Below are 15779 nucleotides of genomic sequence, written 5' to 3'. Positions count from 1 at the left end.
GATGAAACGCTTGTTTGATGGTTTTGCGAGGCTCTGGAACAACCATCACAACCTGTAGGAGCTGCGGCACGCTGCGATCTTTTGATCTTTAAAAACAAGGTCAAAAGATCGCAGCGTGCCGCAGCTCCTACACAGGCTATTCGGTGGCCAGTTGTCCGTCCCAGCCGCCACCCAGCGCCGCAATCAATTGCACGCTGGCAATCAAGCGACTCTGCAGAATATTCAGCACAGTGCGCTCGTTGCTCAGCGCCGTGGCTTGCACCACAACCACATCGATGTAGGCAATCAACCCGGCCTTGTACTGGTTCTGGGTCAGGCGCAGCGAGTCGCGTGCAGCATCCAGTGCTTCCTGACGCACCGCCGCTTCGTCTTCATACACCTTCAGTTGCACCAGATAGTTTTCCACTTCACGGAAGCCGTCGAGCACGGTCTGGCGGTACTTGGCAACGGTCTGGTCATACACCGCCTCGGTACGGTCAACCTCGGCCGAACGAATACCACCGTCGAATATCGGCAAATCCAGTTTCGGCCCGACCGACCAGAAACGGTTCGGCAGCGTTAAAAGATTTTTCGAGGTACTGCTGCTGTAGCCGCCGCTCATGCTCAAGGTCAGATCGGGGTAGTACGCCGCTTTGGCCACACCGATATTGGCGTTGGCGGCGATCACCGAACGCTCCGCCGAGGCAATGTCCGGGCGGCGTTCCAGTAGCTGCGACGGCAGGCTCAGGGGAATCTGCGGCAGATTCGGAATGTTCTGCGTTTCAGCGATGCTGAATTCTGCCGGCGCCTGCCCGGTGAGCACGGCGATGGCATTCTCAAACTGCGCCCGCTGCCAGATTAAATCCACCAGATCGGCCTGGGTGGTTTTCAACTGGGTCTGCGCCTGCGCCACCGCATCACGCCCGGAAATCCCCGCGCGGTACTGGTTCTGGGTCATTTGCAGGGATTTTTCATAAGCCGCAACGGTGGCCTCGAGCAGGCGTTTCTGCTGGTCGATGACCCGCAGTTGCAAGTAATTCTGCACCAGCTCCGACTGCTGGCTCAGGCGCATCGCGGCCAGATCGGCAAAACTCGCCTGGGCGCTGGCCTCGTTGGCTTCCAGACCTCGGCGCAATTTGCCCCAGATATCCGCTTCCCAACTCACGCCCAACTGCGCGTTGTAGGTGTCGCGAATGCCGCTGGCGGAACTGCTCAGGCTCGAACTGCTGCTGCCGGTGCCCTGGCTGGAGCGGGTCTTGCCCACGCTCAGGTCGACACTGGGATAAAACGCTCCACGGGCACTCCGCACCAAGGCCTGGGCCTGACGAAACTGCGCTTCGGATTGCGCGACGGTCTGGTTGGAACTGTTGAGTTTTTCGATCAGACCATTGAGTTGCTGATCGCCATACAACTCCCACCAGGCACCGCGCGCCAGCGAATCGCTCGGATTGGCCTGACGCCAGCCTTTGGCCTCTTTGTATTGCGCGACCTCGGCGGTCTGCGGACGCTGATAGTCCGGGCCTACAGCGCAGGCACTGAGCATCGCCACGCACAGTGACAGACTCAACAGGCGCGAGCCGCGCGCAGTGGCCAGATTGAGAAGCGAACGGTCAGTCATAGCGGAGTTTCCAGAGCGGCGTCAGTACGCACGCCACGCCACTTGTTGAAGCGGTGGCGCAGCTTGTCGAGATAGAGGTAAACCACAGGCGTGGTGTAAAGGGTCAGGACCTGGCTGAAGATCAGGCCGCCGATAATGGTCAGGCCCAACGGCTGGCGCATTTCTGCGCCTTCCGCGCGGCCGAGCAGCAACGGCAAGGCGCCGAGGATCGCCGCCAGGGTGGTCATCAGAATCGGCCGCAGCCGTTGCAGGCAGGCGCTGCGGATCGACTCCAGCGGCGACAGGCCCTGATGGCGTTCCAGTTGCAGCGCCAGGTCGATCATCAGGATCGCGTTTTTCTTCACCACCCCGATCAGCAGGAACAATCCGAGCAGGGAGATCAGGCTGAACTCGCCGCCCAGCGCATAGATCGACAGCAATGCACCGACCCCGGCCGACGGCAAGGTCGAGAGAATCGTCAACGGGTGAATGTAGCTTTCATACAGTACACCCAGCACCAGATACACCGCGAGCAGCGCACCGAGGATCATGAACGGCTGACTCTTCTGCGTCGCGGCAAAGGCATCGGCGGTGCCGGCCATTTTCGCGATCACGTCTTCCGGCAGACCGACCTTGGCAATCGCCCGCTCGATCGCAGCACTGCCCTGCTCCACGGTCACGCCTTCAGCCATATCGAACGCGATGCTTTCGGAGGCGAACTGGCCTTCGTGGCTGACGCGGTCGTCTTCCAGGCTGTTTTCGTAATGGGCGATGGTCGACAACGGAATCCGCGCACCGTCAGCGGTAATCACCTGCACCTGATTGAGCGTCACCGGATCCTGCGCATATTTCGGATTGACCTCCATCACCACCTGATACTGGTTGAGGCTGTCGTAGATCGTCGAAATCTGCCGCTGGCTGTAGGCATTGTTCAACACCGCCGTGACCATGTTCATGTCGACCCCGAGGCGTTTGGCCTGATCACGGTCGACAATCAACGTCACCTGCTGCGCGCCGCGCCCCTCGCGGGCATCAATGGCGGTCAGCTCCGGCAGTGCGCGCAGCGCGGTCACCACTTTCGGGTACCACTCGCGCAACGCCCCCAGATCGCCGCTTTGCAGGATGTAGCTGTATTGCGAGGTGGTCTGCTCGCGACCACCGCCGAATTGCAGATCCTGATCGGCCATCAGCATCAACTGGGCGCCGGGCACTTTGGGCATTTCCTTGCGCAGGCGCTCGATGACTTTCTGCGCCGACAGGTTGCGCTCCTTGATCGGCTTCAGGCGTACCAGCATGAACGCGTTGTTGGTGCCGTTGGTGCCGCCGATGAATCCCGCGACGCTCTCGACCGCTTCGTCCTTGAGCACGGCGCGGCGGAAGGTTTCCATTTTCGGCTGCATCACACTGAACGACAGACCATCGTCACCCCGGACGAAACCAATCAACTGGCCGGTGTCCTGCTGCGGCATGAAGGTCTTCGGTACCACCACGTACAGCGCAACGTTGACCCCGACCGTGATGATCAGGCTGAGCAAGGTCAGGCGGCGGTGGCGCAGCACCCAGTCGAGGCTGGTCGCATATTTGCCGACCATCCAGTCGTTGGCGCGGCGGCTCCAGCGCTGCAGGCGGTTTTCCTGGCCCGGCGTGTGCGGCTTGAGCCAGCGCGCGCAGAGCATCGGGGTCAGCGTCAGCGAGACCACCAGCGAGACCACGATGGCTGCTGCCAGGGTGATGGAAAACTCGCGGAACAGGCTCTCGACAATCCCGCCCATGAACAGGATCGACAGGAACACCGCCACCAGCGACACGTTCATCGACAGCAGGGTGAAACCGACTTCCTTGGCCCCGAGATAGGCGGCCTGCATCGGTTTCACGCCTTCGTCGATGTGCCGGGAAATGTTCTCCAGCACCACGATGGCATCGTCCACCACCAGTCCGGTAGCCAGAATCAGCGCCATCAGCGACAAGTTGTTCAGCGAGAAGCCATAGAGGTACATCACCGCAAAGGTGCCGACCAGCGACACCGGCACTGCCAGCGTCGGAATCAGCGAGGCGCGGAAATTCCCGAGAAACAGGAACACCACCAGAATCACCAGCGCCACGGCGATCAGCAGGGTCATTTCCGCTTCGTGCAGCGTGGCCTTGATCACCGGCGAGCGGTCCATCGCCAGGTTCAGTTTGACGCTGGCCGGCAGCACCGCTTGCAACGCCGGCAACTGCGCCTTGATCTCGTTGACCGTCTCGATGATGTTGGCGCCAGCCTGGCGGTTGATCACCAACAGCACCGCCGCGTCATCGTTGAAAAAACCGCTGTTGTAACGGTCTTCGACGCCGTCGCTGACCTTGGCCACGTCCTTCAGGCGCAGGGCTGCGCCGTCCTTGTAATGGATGATCAGCGACTCGTAATCCTTGGCTTTCTCCAACTGGTCGTTGGCCTGGATCTGCCACAGTCGCTCGCCGTCTTCGACCGAGCCCTTGGGCCGGCGCACGTTGGCCCCGGCGATGGTCTTGCGCACATCGTCGAGCGCCACGCCGTACTGGTTAAGCGCCTGCGGTTCAAGTTCGATGCGCACCGCCGGCAGCGAACTGCCGCCGATCTGCACTTCACCGACACCCTGCACCTGGGACAGGCTCTGCGAGAGGATGGTCGAGGCCAGGTCATAGAGCTGGCCTTTTTCCAGCACATCCGACGTCAGCGACAGCACCATGATCGGCGCCTGCGACGGGTTGACCTTCTTGTAGGTCGGCATGCTGCGCATCCCGCTCGGCAACAGGTTGCGTGAAGCGTTGATCGCCGCCTGCACTTCCCGCGCCGCGCCGTTGATATCACGGTCGAGGTCAAATTGCAGAATGACCCGGGTCGAACCCTGGCTGGAACGGCTGCTCATGGTGTTGACGCCGGCAATCGCCCCGAACGAGCGCTCCAGCGGCGTCGCCACCGTGGACGCCATCACCTCGGGACTGGCGCCGGGCAGACTGGCCTGGACCACGATCACCGGGAAATCCATTTGCGGCAGCGGCGACACCGGCAACAGACCGAAACTGACACCACCCAGCAGCATGATCGCCAGACTCAGGAGCATGGTCGCGACCGGGCGCTTGATGAAAGGACCGGACAGGTTCATTCAGGCCAGCTCCAACCACCAACCCCTGTGGGAGCGAGCTTGCTCGCGAAGAGGCCGGCATATCCAACATTGTCAGTGACTGACTTACCGCTTTCGCGAGCAAGCTCGCTCCCACAGGTTATGTGGCGGTGCAAAGTCATACCACCACCTCTTCGCGGTCGGCATTAGTCTTGCCAAAGCGCCGACCGAGACGGTCGAAGTACAGATAGATCACCGGCGTGGTGAACAGGGTCAGCACCTGGCTCACCAGCAAGCCGCCGACCATCACCAGACCCAGTGGCTGACGCAATTCCGCCCCGGAACCGGTGGCGAGCATCAACGGCACCGCGCCGAACAACGCTGCCAGAGTGGTCATCAGAATCGGCCGGAAGCGCAGCAGCGCCGCCTGATAGATCGCCTGCTCCGGCGCCATGCCCTGGGTGCGTTCGGCGTCGAGGGCGAAGTCGATCATCATGATCGCGTTCTTCTTGACGATACCGATCAACAGGATGATGCCGATGATCGCGATCATGCCCAGGTCATTGCCGCTGAGCAGCAACGCTAGCAAGGCGCCGACCGCCGCCGACGGCAGGGTCGAGAGAATGGTGATCGGGTGGATGTAACTTTCGTAAAGCACGCCGAGCACGATGTACATGGTCACCACCGCCGCCAGAATCAGCAGCAAGGTGCTCGACAACGACGCCTGGAACGCTTCGGCCGCACCCTGGAACTGGGTCTGCACGCCAATCGGCATGCCGATGTCCTTCTGCACCTGATCGATGATGTCCACCGCATGTCCCAGCGCCACACCGGGCGCCAGGTTGAACGACATCATCACCGCCGGGAACTGACCGATGTGGGTGATCGCCAGTTGCGCCTGACGCTCCTCGACATGGGCCAAGCTCGACAGGCGCACCTGCGCACCGTCAGTGGTCTTGACGTGAATCTGGTCCAGCGCCGCCGGCCCGATCTTCTCCCCGGCCTGCGCCTGCAGCACCACGCGGTACTGGCTGGCCTGGGTGTAAATGGTCGAGATTTGCCGCTGACCGAAGGCGTCATACAGCGCATCGGTGATGTTCTGCACCGAAACACCGAGGCGCGAAGCCGCATCGCGGTCGATCACCAGATAGACCTGCAAGCCCTTGTCCTGCAAGTCGCTGGCGACGTCGGTCAGCTCCGGACGCTGGGCCAAAGCCTCGACCAGACGCCCGCTCCACTGGCTGAGCAGTTCGGCATCCGGTGAGGACATGCTGAACTGGTACTGGGTGCGGCTGACCCGATCCTCGATGGTCAGATCCTGCACCGGCTGCATGAACAGGCGGATGCCGACCAGTTTGTCCAGTTGCGGTTGCAGGCGCGCGATCACCTCGGTGGCGCTCAGGTCACGCTGGCCATGCGGCTTGAGGTTGATCAGCAAGCGACCGCTGTTGAGCGTGGCGTTGTCGCCGTCGACACCGATGTAGGACGACAGGCTCTCCACCGCCGGATCTTCGAGAATCACCTTGGCCAGCGCCTGCTGGCGCTCGCCCATGGCCGCGAACGAAATCGACTGCGGCGCTTCGGAGATGCCCTGGATCACCCCGGTGTCCTGCACCGGGAAAAATCCCTTGGGCACCACCATATAAAGGAACACCGTCAGCGCCAACGTACCGATAGCCACCAACAGGGTCAGCGGCTGGTGTTTGAGCACCCACTGCAACTTGCGCCCGTACGCGGCGATCATCCAGTCGATGACCGCGCCACTGGCCCGGTAGAAGCGGCCCTGTTCGTGGGCCTCCGGCTCACGCTTGAGCAAGCGCGCGCACATCATCGGCGTCAGGGTCAGCGAGACCACCAGCGAAATAAGGATCGCCACCGCCAGAGTGATGGCGAACTCGCGGAACAGCCGCCCGACCACGTCAGCCATGAACAGCAGTGGAATCAGTACCGCGATCAGCGACAGGGTCAGCGAAATCAAAGTGAAACCGATCTGTTTGGCGCCTTTCAGCGCTGCCTGCATCGGGCTATCACCCTCCTCGATGAAACGCGCGATGTTCTCCAGCATCACGATCGCATCGTCGACCACGAAACCGGTGGCGATGGTCAGCGCCATCAAGGTCAGGTTGTTGACCGAGAAGCCGGCCAGGTACATCACGCCAAACGTACCGATCAGCGACAGCGGCACCGCAACCGACGGGATGATCGTCGCGCTGGCACGCCGCAAAAACAGGAACGTCACCATCACCACCAACGCAATGGCGATCAGCAGTTCGTGTTGTACGTCGGTGACCGAGGCGCGGATGGTCTGGGTGCGGTCGGTGAGCACGGTAACGTCGAGGCCGGCCGGCAGGTTGTCGGTGATGCTCGGCAGCAACGCCTTGATCCGATCGACCACCTCGATCACGTTGGCGCCCGGTTGACGCTGGATATTGAGCAGCACTGCCTGATTCTGGTTGGCCCACGCGGCGAGACGTTCGTTCTCCGCACCGTCGACGATTTCCGCCACATCCTTCAGACGCAGCGGCGCGCCGTTCTTGTAGGCGAGGATCAGGTTGGCGTAGTCCTTGGGCGACGTCAGCTGGTCGTTGGCATCGAGCATCGAGACCCGGGTCGGGCCGTCGAAGTTACCCTTGGGCTGGTTGACATTGGACGCGCCGATCAAGGTGCGCACGTCTTCCAGGTTCAGGCTGTTCGCCGCGAGGGCTTCCGGGTTGACCTTGATCCGCACCGCCTGCCGCTGACCGCCGGCAATGCTGACCATGCCGACGCCGCTGATCTGGGCGATCTTCTGCGCCATGCGCGTATCGACCAGATCATTAAGCTTGGGCAGGAGCATGGTTTTCGAGGTGATCGCCAAGGTCAGCACCGGGGTATCCGCCGGGTTGACCTTGTTGTACACCGGCGGCGCCGGCAGGTCGGTCGGCAGCAGGTTGGTCGCGGCGTTGATCGCGGCTTGCACCTGCTGTTCGGCGACGTCCATGTTGATGTCGAGGCTGAAACGCAGGGTCAGAACCGAAGCGCCGCCGGAGCTGGTCGAGGCCATTTGCGTCAGGCCCGGCATCTGCCCGAACTGACGTTCGAGCGGCGCGGTGACGGCACTGGTCATCACGTCCGGACTGGCGCCGGGGTACAGGGTCATGACGCGAATGGTCGGATAATCGACCTGCGGCAAGGCCGAGACCGGCAGCAGGCGATAAGCAATCAGGCCGGCCAGAACAATGGCCAGCATGCTCAGGGTGGTGGCTACCGGACGGAGGATGAACAGCCGCGAAATGTTCATGCGCCCTTCTTGGCCTTGTCAGCCGCGGCGGCGTCCGGTGCACTGGCGGCGGGTTTGCCCTGCAGGTGCCCGGTCGGTGTGGTCGGCACGTCATTGCTGTCGTTGACCACTTCCACTTCGCTGCCTTCCTTCAGGCGGTCCGTGCCTTCCAGCACCACGCGATCGCCCGCGGCGAGGCCTTCGGTGACCACAGTGTTGGTGCCGTCACTGGCGCCGATCTTCAGTTGGCGGATGGTGACTTTCTTGTCGCCGTCCAATGCGTAAACGAACGTGCCGTTGGTGCCGAACTGAATCGCCGCCGACGGTGCCAGCACCACGCCTTTCAGGGTGTCGGCCAGCAGATGGACGTTGACGAACTGATTGGGGAACAGCGACTGGTCGCGGTTATCGTAACGGGCCTTGAATTTCAGGGTGCCGGTGGCGACGTCGATCTGGTTGTCGAGGCTTTGCAGCACGCCGCTGGCCTGGATCTTGGTATCGCCGCGATCCCATGCCTCGGCCGGCAGTTTGGCGCCGCTGTGGTAGCGCGCCAATACGGTTTCGAGACTGTTTTCCGGCAGGGTGAAGACCACGCTGATCGGTTGGGTCTGAGTGATGACCGCAAGGAACGTGGTGTCGTTGGCCGCGACGAGGTTGCCGACGTCGACCTGACGCAGACCGACGCGACCGGCAATCGGTGCGCGGATCTTGGTGAATTCGAGATTGAGCTTGGCGTCGTTGACCGCCGCCTGATTGGTCTTGACCGTGCCCAGGTACTGGCCGACCAGCGCTTCGGCGGTGTCCAGGGTCTGCTTGGCGATGCTGTCTTCCTTGTACAGGCCGCGATAACGCTCGACGTCGACCTGTGCGTTTTTCAACTGCGCCTGATTCTGCAGCAAGGTGCCTTCAGCCTGGAGCAAGGCGTTCTGGTACGGACGCGGATCGATCTCTGCCAGCAGGTCGCCGGCCTTGACCATCTGCCCTTCCTCGAAATTGATCTTCACCAGTTCACCGCCGACCCGGCTGCGCACGTTGATGGTGTTGAGCGCAGTCACCGTGCCCAGTGCCTTGTAATACAGCGGGAAGTCGCCCGTGACCGCCGGCGCCACACGCACCGGAATCGGCCCGGCCGCACCGCCGAAGCCTGGCCGCATCATCCCCGAACGTCCGGCATGGCCGCTCGCCGCCTTGTCGGCGCCCTCCTTGTGGGCCGAACCGGCGGGCCAGAATTTCCAGCACAGGACGGCGATGACCAACAGGACGAGCAGGCTGATCAGCCAGCGACGGGAGTTGCGAGGGGACGATTGCATGGATTGATTAACCATTGGGCGCGTGGGCTTCTTTTACGGGAGGCTGAACGATAAGCACTGATCGGATTTAAGCAAAGCAGCTTTACCGGCAATTTACCTTCAACTTACGTTTCAAGGTGTGAGGCAAAACACTGATACACAAATGAAAACGGCCTGGACAGGGCCAGGCCGTTAACAATTGTAAAAGCGCTTATTTCAGAACGGCGAGTGCTGCGTCGTAGTTCGGCTCTTCAGCGATTTCCTTGACCAGTTCGCTGTGCAGGACGTTGTCGTTCTCGTCCAGCACTACCACGGCACGGGCGGTCAGGCCTTTGAGCGGGCCGTCAGCGATGGCTACGCCGTAGTTTTCGATGAATTCGGCACCGCGCAGGGTCGACAGGTTCTGCACGTTTTCCAGACCTTCGGCGCCGCAGAAGCGTGCCTGAGCGAATGGCAGGTCAGCCGAGATGCACAGCACCACGGTGTTGGCCAGTTCGTTGGCCTGAGCGTTGAACTTGCGTACCGAAGTGGCGCAGGTCGGGGTATCAACGCTTGGGAAGATGTTCAGCACTTTGCGCTTGCCGGCGAAGCTCGCCAGAGTGACGTCGGACAGATTGCCGGCAACCAGGGAAAAGGCTGGCGCCTTGGAACCGGCTTGTGGCAACTGGCCGTTGACTTGAACCGGGTTGCCTTTGAGGGTGACTTGAGCCATGACTTTAGTCCTTCTTAACGTGGTTATTGAGCATGCAAGAGGCCGAAGTTAACCACGAAATTGTCCGACGACCTATGCCCTGACTGAAAATTGTCAGGGGCCTGCGCAAAAAATTGTATACAACCCAAGCCCCCCTGTAGGAGCTGCCGCAGGCTGCGATCTTTTGACTTTATCTTTTCATCAAGATCAAAAGATCGCAGCTTCGTTTCACCGACAGCTAAAAGAATGGGTCAGTCGGGCATGGATCGGATGATGTCGGCTAGATCATCCTTGGTTATTTCATTGGCCTTGATAGCAGCGGCAATATCGGTTTTGGAGAGCGGAAACCGTTTGAAAATTTCTTTCAAGGTTTCCTCATCAACATTGGCCAGCCAGAGCGGATCTATAAATGAACCGCCATACTCAGGCTTCATGGGTACTTCTTCGTGTGCAATTGCACCTTTATGATTGAGATACACCACATAACGGTCATGCCCTTCAGGAAAGCTTTTATCGTGATAAAGGGTAGTACCCAAAGGCAGGACATAGTAATTCTCGTCACCATTTGGCCCTTCAATCAGCAACGGTTCTTTAGTTTTGATCATTTTCATATTGTGCCCCTTCGCAATATCGCCAAAAATCAGAAAAGCCAAAAAAATCGCATTGACGGATAAAACTGCCACCAGCCATAGGCCAAGACGTCTATTTGTAAACATTTTTCTTATCATAGGGGGCCTCGGTATTCGCTTCGAGCATGGCTTGTAAATCCGCAGGCATGAAAATACCGTCCTTCGGACTACTTTGCGTACGCGCTGCCTGTCTTTCGATAAAAGAAAGACCTCGCATCTCATTGAATTTCGCCGGGTTCTGCACAATTGACTTTCCCGAAACCTTTGCTCCTGCGATTGTCACGGTTGTGCAGTTATTCGTGGTCGGATGATAGTTCGATGGCAAGACATACCGAGCTGATGAGGCAGTCTTTTTTCGCTGTTCTTTTTGCTGGGCGACAATACCGTCGAAATGAGCGATCACAGCCTCGGCTTTTGCATTTTCCAAAAAATAAACAAAACCTGTTGTTGTACGCCCCAAACTGTTTTCACCAGAGATATACGCTTTGAAGGACGTCCAGACGTTCAACACGCCTTCGCCCTCGCTATCGAACGTGCCCCAGGTTTTTCCATAGCGACCAAAGTCATAAGTAATGTCTTTGCTACCGACCACCACGTGTAAAGCAGCGTGCCCGAAAGGATGTTCTTCTTTATCGCGGGTGTAGGGACCACCCACCAGCACTTCCATATACGCACCGGATACGACCACCTGATTGGTTTTCGTGGTTTTCCCTGATGCGCCTGTATTTTTTGCTGCCTGGGTTGTGCTGGTAGTTTTAGTAGACTGAACCATTAAAGATGTTCCGTATCTTCAAGTTTCGGAAACTTTATGCTGCAACTCCCCCTGGGAATATTTGCAACATGCACAAAGCCATTTTCGTCGAGGACGCCAGTCATCAAGGTTCCATCGGGAAGCGTCAATTCATACGCCTCGTTAGCTACAGGTTCATCTCTTTCATTAAGCAACTGAAACTCGACGAACGTCTTTTCTTTCAGAAACTGCGAGAAGAAGCTGGCGGGAGCACTACCAGAATCACCGACGAAGGTGTCGGGTGATCCAGCAGTAATCGTCGCTCCACATGCCGTTTGGGAACCGACATGGGCAACGTCCTTTCCCAATCCAAAAACATGGGGGGCGCCCGTTGTTATGGGATTACTGCCGTGAATCGGGCAGGAATAGATATCTCCTACCAAAGCTACGGGAGTCGAGTTAACAAAAATAGGACTTGATCCAGTGCTGATATTTCCACCATGACTACCTGGATCTCCGAGCCTTGCGACTGGCTTTCCTGCCATCGTTTCTCTCCATTGAATATCACGACCTGCGGATGTTACCCGATCTTGTTTTGGAAAACAGGGTATCCATGGCACCTGCGGACTGGATAGAAAATACAACCGGCTAGAGTCTTTTTTGGTTGGTCGTTGACCGTTCCAACGCGCGGTAAAGGAATGTAACAAGAGAGCTCTGTGCGCCAACTCACGAATCTGACGCATTGCCTCAAGGGCTTCATTGCTTTGCTGCGCGCGGGAAGGGTCATGATCAATCAGTCTTTAAGTTCTACGTGATCCAGTGCTTGATTTACCGCTAACTCCCCCAGCATGACGACCTGAGCAATGCCCAGTGCTGTTTTGCGCTGGGAGGTTTCCAGCGAGGCAGCGAAGTTGATGAGCATCTCGCTGGCCGAGCCGAGTGTTTCGCTGGCGTTGGCTAAAAGAGATTCGGTGTTGAACCTGGGATTGGCGAGGTACATGGACTCCGGCTCGTTGGCGCTAGACATGATACGGGCGGCGGGATTGAGGTAGTAGTCGAGGGCGCGGTCGGCGGCTTCGTGGAGTTTTTTACTGTCGACTGAGGCGTAAGGGGTTGTGGTGTCGGCGCCTGATTCTGGGGGGTTGGGTGTTGGTTTTTTCATGGTGTAACTCCACTGAATAGTCGGAGCTGCCCCCTTCGGTTTCCGGACGAAGAGGTGGCAGCTGTACGCAGGTTGGAAACCCGGGCAGCGGCGACCCGGACGACCCGAAGGTCCCCCGCGCACAGCCGCCATAACGGAGTGCACACATTCGAAGTGCGCAAGGATACGTTATGAAAGGCGTGTACGCGCCACTAATACCCATCGGGGTTTCCAGTCCCGGTCGCTGAATTGGCAGCGACGAACACAGGCTAGAGACCCTACGTCCGACGGACAACCTGAAAACCTTGTGGGAACGTTCCGCAAAATCGAAACAACGTTTAAACATCCTGAATTGAAATACGCACGGGGAGCTGCCGCAGGCTGCGATCTTTTGATGTTGGTTTTTAACGACAAGATCAAAAGATCGTCCGATCGCGGCCCGAGCCTGCGGCAGCTCCTACATTGGCAGTTGCAGTGTGTCGGATTGCGTTTGTTAAAACGCCGGACTGCATCTTTTATTCAGAGACCTGTCGATTCACGCCCTGCCCGCTCGACTATGCAGTGAATCCCCCCATTCCCTGGAGACATCACCATGCGATTCATGATCCTTGTCAAAGCCAGCGTCGACTCCGAAGCCGGCATCATGCCCAGCGAAGAACTGATCACCGCCATGGGCAACTTCAACGAAGAACTGGTCAAGGCCGGCATCCTCATCGACGCCGATGGCCTGCACCCGAGCAGCAAAGGCGCCCGCGTGCATTTCTCCGGCGACAAACGCACGGTCATCGACGGCCCGTTCATCGAGACCAAGGAGCTGGTAGCCGGCTACTGGATCTGGGAAGTGAAGTCGAAGGAAGAAGCCATCGAATGGGTCAAACGCTGCCCGAACCCCATGCCGGGCGACTCTGATATAGAAATCCGCCAGATCTTCTCCGCCGAGGATTTCGGTGCCGAATTCACGCCTGAGGCGCGGGCGCAGGAAGAACGTGTTCGCGAGCAAGCGAAGAAAAACCTGTAATCCCTGCCCCCTGTAGGAGCTGCCAAAGGCTGCGATCTTTTGATCTGGCTTTTAAAAAAATTCAAAGTCAAAAGATCGTCCGATCGCGGCCCGAGCCTGCGGCAGCTCCTACAAAGGCCCCAGCTTATTTGGACTTGAGCTTCACATACATCTGACGCATGTCATTGGCCCAGCCGTCGATCACAGGTTTGACGTCGGAGGCCTTCATCGCTTGAGTTTCATTTTCCAACGGTTTACCGGTGCCTTTGCGCACCACTTGCGCCACCACCTTGTTGCTCGCACCGTCGAGGAACACCGCTTCGGTGGCCAGGGTGGTTTCCTGATCGCGGATACCGCTGGCGGTGCTGACCGCTGCCGCGACCAGAGCGACCGGGATCACTTCATACGCGTGCAGGCCTTCGGTCTTGCTGCTCACGGCAGTGATCGCCGCCCGCACCACAATCACCCCTGGGCCGGGGCCGTTGGCCAACGGCAGATCCTTGCTGATTTCACGCTTGAGCGCCTGATCGTAATAGGAGGTGATGCCGTTGAGGGTCTGCTGCGAAATCTTTGCGGTCGGTTGCGGCTTTGGATAGAGCTGGGTTGGCTCGATGTACACGCTGGTGAACTTGCTGATGTCGACCTTCGGATCGATCCAGCGCATCACCTCGGCGCCGGACGGCGATTTGGCCTCCTTGAGCTGGCTGTAGTCCTTGAGAAAGCCGGAATACTCATCGGGAGCGACGGTTTTGCTGGAGCAACCCACCACCCCAAGGGTGGCGATGCAAAGGGTGCCCATCATTACTGCTAGCTTCATGCTGTAACTCCTGTCAGAAGGCCTGAATGTGCGTATGGGGGAGTTACAGGTATAGCTAAAAGTGCGGCGATTGCGTTGCAAAACCACAAAATTCATACGAGACCCCGCGCGGCTTGGCAAACCTCATTTAAGCCACAGATGCAGATACGACTTAAGGCTGGAAGAAGATGAACATGGGGGATCCGGCGCTGAAGTGATCGCTGATCCCTTGTGGGAGCGGGCTTGCTCGCGAATGCATTCCCTCAGCCAACATCAAGGGTGACTGATGTACCGCATTCGCGAGCAAGCCCGCTCCCACAGGGTCAGTGTTGGTCTCGAACACTGAGTATTACCAGGAAGACGTCGCCCCGCTCTTCAAGGCCATCTCGCGCCGGCTGTTGGCGCGCATCGCCTTGATCAGCGATACCGAGCCCACCAGCAGAATCGCCGCGCCGAACAGGAAGTCGATGTTGTACAGCTGGAAGTCCTGCACCGGCCCCACCAGCAGCACCCGCACCACGGCAATCGTCACCAGCGTGGCGAGGAAATCGATCCCCGGCTCGTCGCGATAGAACACGTGCAACAGCGGCAGGCACAGCACCAGCAGGAACAACAGCACCACGACCTTGAACGAGCCTTTGCGCTCGACGCTGAACGCGCATTCGTGCGGGGCGTAGGCCTTGTAGTCCTCGTCGCGGATCATCGAGTTTTTCTCGTTGATGTACTCGACGCGGTTGTACTTCTGGATCGGCGTGAAGGTATTGGACATATCCATCAGCGTGGTGATGTTCTTGAAGCGCAGGTCGATGCGCTCGCTGCCCTTGAGGTAATACAGCACCGGTTTATAGCCGTAGCGATAGGTGTCGAACGGAAAGTCGGTGACCTGACCCTGCACGCCGATGGGCCGTGGCTCAAGCTCGGCGTAGGCGCTTTTGGTCGGCGACGCGAGGTTGCGGCTCAGCGGCTGAACCTTGACCTGTTCGAGGAAGATCGGCGTCACGCCGTACGACCACTGCAACGGCTCCAGGCGCAGACGCAGTTCGTTGCGGCCCAGATCGTAACGGTTGAAGGTGCGTTCGGAGACCACCAGCGAGCCACTGAGCATGAACTCGCCGCGCAGGTTGTTGGTGACGCGCAAGGTCAGTTGATCCTTGCCCAACAGCGCCGCTTCGGTGGACGGCGGCGCGCCGCACCACGCGGTGCTTTCACCGGCGCCGCCCAACTGGCCGTCACGGTTTTCCTTGAACACATAGAAGTAACTGGCCCACAGCGTCAGCATCAACAGCAACGCCGTGAGGCCCAAAATCTTTTTGCCCGCACTCACTACCCAGACTCCCTTCTTCGTTCCGTCGTCCAGCCGAAAACCCGCTGGCGACGGGGACTCTACCAAAAGGCCAGCATCGACCCAAGGAAAAATCCGGGAATGGTGCGGGATGTAAGGGTTTCCCCTGTAGAGAAGGGGCCGCTAGGCAATTGTGGTGAGGGGATTTATCCCCGACCGGCTGCGCAGCGGCCGCAGAACCAGCCAACAGGTTTTAGCTGAAGAAATGCTTCGGCAGATTTTAGGTCTGCTTCGCAGCCCATCGGG

The 15779-nt window shown here is 58.9% G+C and carries 12 protein-coding genes; 1 reads left to right on the top strand and 11 read right to left on the bottom strand.

Annotated elements, in window-relative coordinates; translation table 11 throughout:
* Positions 1–136 precede the first annotated feature (136 nt).
* The 9 genes from M0808_RS24955 to M0808_RS24915 all read right to left on the bottom strand — a co-directional run bounded on the left by M0808_RS24955 (position 137) and on the right by M0808_RS24915 (position 12419).
* Positions 137–1597, bottom strand: a complete 1461-nt coding sequence (locus M0808_RS24955) for an efflux transporter outer membrane subunit (RefSeq protein WP_139054519.1) — start codon at positions 1595–1597, stop codon at positions 137–139.
* Positions 1594–4701: an efflux RND transporter permease subunit gene (locus M0808_RS24950; RefSeq protein WP_027613729.1), complete on the bottom strand. Its 3108-nt coding sequence runs from the start codon at positions 4699–4701 to the stop codon at positions 1594–1596. Before M0808_RS24950 ends, M0808_RS24955 begins: the two co-directional genes overlap by 4 nt.
* Before the next feature lie 136 nt (positions 4702–4837).
* A complete protein-coding gene (locus M0808_RS24945) occupies positions 4838–7939 on the bottom strand; it encodes an MdtB/MuxB family multidrug efflux RND transporter permease subunit (RefSeq protein WP_247842726.1) in 3102 nt (1033 codons plus the stop codon).
* Positions 7936–9243, bottom strand: a complete 1308-nt coding sequence (locus M0808_RS24940) for an MdtA/MuxA family multidrug efflux RND transporter periplasmic adaptor subunit (protein ID WP_027613731.1) — start codon at positions 9241–9243, stop codon at positions 7936–7938. Before M0808_RS24940 ends, M0808_RS24945 begins: the two co-directional genes overlap by 4 nt.
* A gap of 175 nt (positions 9244–9418) precedes the next feature.
* Positions 9419–9919 carry a thiol peroxidase gene (tpx, locus tag M0808_RS24935; RefSeq protein ID WP_003224497.1) on the bottom strand — a complete coding sequence of 167 codons (501 nt, stop codon included), beginning with the start codon at positions 9917–9919 and terminating at the stop codon, positions 9419–9421.
* A gap of 230 nt (positions 9920–10149) precedes the next feature.
* Positions 10150–10614 carry a hypothetical protein gene (locus M0808_RS24930; protein ID WP_236645243.1) on the bottom strand — a complete coding sequence of 155 codons (465 nt, stop codon included), beginning with the start codon at positions 10612–10614 and terminating at the stop codon, positions 10150–10152.
* Positions 10601–11299 (bottom strand): hypothetical protein, encoded by a 699-nt coding sequence (locus M0808_RS24925; RefSeq protein WP_123587948.1) that lies wholly within the window; start codon positions 11297–11299, stop codon positions 10601–10603. Before M0808_RS24925 ends, M0808_RS24930 begins: the two co-directional genes overlap by 14 nt.
* Entirely contained in the window at positions 11299–12000 is a 702-nt protein-coding gene (locus tag M0808_RS24920) for a PAAR domain-containing protein (RefSeq protein WP_247842725.1), read from the bottom strand. The genes M0808_RS24925 and M0808_RS24920 overlap by 1 nt, the downstream gene beginning before the upstream one ends.
* A 50-nt stretch (positions 12001–12050) precedes the next feature.
* Positions 12051–12419, bottom strand: a complete 369-nt coding sequence (locus tag M0808_RS24915) for a DUF6124 family protein (protein ID WP_135295699.1) — start codon at positions 12417–12419, stop codon at positions 12051–12053.
* A 571-nt stretch (positions 12420–12990) separates the two neighbouring features.
* On the opposite strand from M0808_RS24915, the gene M0808_RS24910 reads away from it, so the two are divergent.
* Positions 12991–13416 (top strand): YciI family protein, encoded by a 426-nt coding sequence (locus M0808_RS24910; RefSeq protein WP_247842724.1) that lies wholly within the window; start codon positions 12991–12993, stop codon positions 13414–13416.
* Between the two features lie 124 nt (positions 13417–13540).
* On the opposite strand, the gene M0808_RS24905 is transcribed toward M0808_RS24910, so the two are convergent.
* Positions 13541–14212, bottom strand: a complete 672-nt coding sequence (locus M0808_RS24905; RefSeq protein ID WP_139054513.1) for a DUF3313 domain-containing protein — start codon at positions 14210–14212, stop codon at positions 13541–13543.
* A gap of 328 nt (positions 14213–14540) precedes the next feature.
* Positions 14541–15515, bottom strand: a complete 975-nt coding sequence (locus M0808_RS24900) for a hypothetical protein (protein WP_247842723.1) — start codon at positions 15513–15515, stop codon at positions 14541–14543.
* Between the last annotated feature and the right edge of the window lie 264 nt (positions 15516–15779).

Source organism: Pseudomonas sp. MWU12-3103b (genome assembly GCF_023100615.1).
GTDB lineage: Bacteria > Pseudomonadota > Gammaproteobacteria > Pseudomonadales > Pseudomonadaceae > Aquipseudomonas > Aquipseudomonas putida_A.
This window is presented reverse-complemented; position numbering and strand designations above follow the sequence as displayed.

What these genes read in the sequence shown, in the direction of transcription:
- M0808_RS24955 (WP_139054519.1), bottom strand. Translation starts at nt 1,597, where the DNA reads ATGACTGACCGTTCGCTTCTCAATCTGGCCACTGCGCGCGGCTCGCGC.
- M0808_RS24950 (WP_027613729.1), bottom strand. Translation starts at nt 4,701, where the DNA reads ATGAACCTGTCCGGTCCTTTCATCAAGCGCCCGGTCGCGACCATGCTC.
- M0808_RS24945 (WP_247842726.1), bottom strand. Translation starts at nt 7,939, where the DNA reads ATGAACATTTCGCGGCTGTTCATCCTCCGTCCGGTAGCCACCACCCTG.
- M0808_RS24940 (WP_027613731.1), bottom strand. Translation starts at nt 9,243, where the DNA reads ATGGTTAATCAATCCATGCAATCGTCCCCTCGCAACTCCCGTCGCTGG.
- tpx (WP_003224497.1), bottom strand. Translation starts at nt 9,919, where the DNA reads ATGGCTCAAGTCACCCTCAAAGGCAACCCGGTTCAAGTCAACGGCCAG.
- M0808_RS24930 (WP_236645243.1), bottom strand. Translation starts at nt 10,614, where the DNA reads ATGTTTACAAATAGACGTCTTGGCCTATGGCTGGTGGCAGTTTTATCC.
- M0808_RS24925 (WP_123587948.1), bottom strand. Translation starts at nt 11,299, where the DNA reads ATGGTTCAGTCTACTAAAACTACCAGCACAACCCAGGCAGCAAAAAAT.
- M0808_RS24920 (WP_247842725.1), bottom strand. Translation starts at nt 12,000, where the DNA reads ATGCGTCAGATTCGTGAGTTGGCGCACAGAGCTCTCTTGTTACATTCC.
- M0808_RS24915 (WP_135295699.1), bottom strand. Translation starts at nt 12,419, where the DNA reads ATGAAAAAACCAACACCCAACCCCCCAGAATCAGGCGCCGACACCACA.
- M0808_RS24910 (WP_247842724.1), top strand. Translation starts at nt 12,991, where the DNA reads ATGCGATTCATGATCCTTGTCAAAGCCAGCGTCGACTCCGAAGCCGGC.
- M0808_RS24905 (WP_139054513.1), bottom strand. Translation starts at nt 14,212, where the DNA reads ATGAAGCTAGCAGTAATGATGGGCACCCTTTGCATCGCCACCCTTGGG.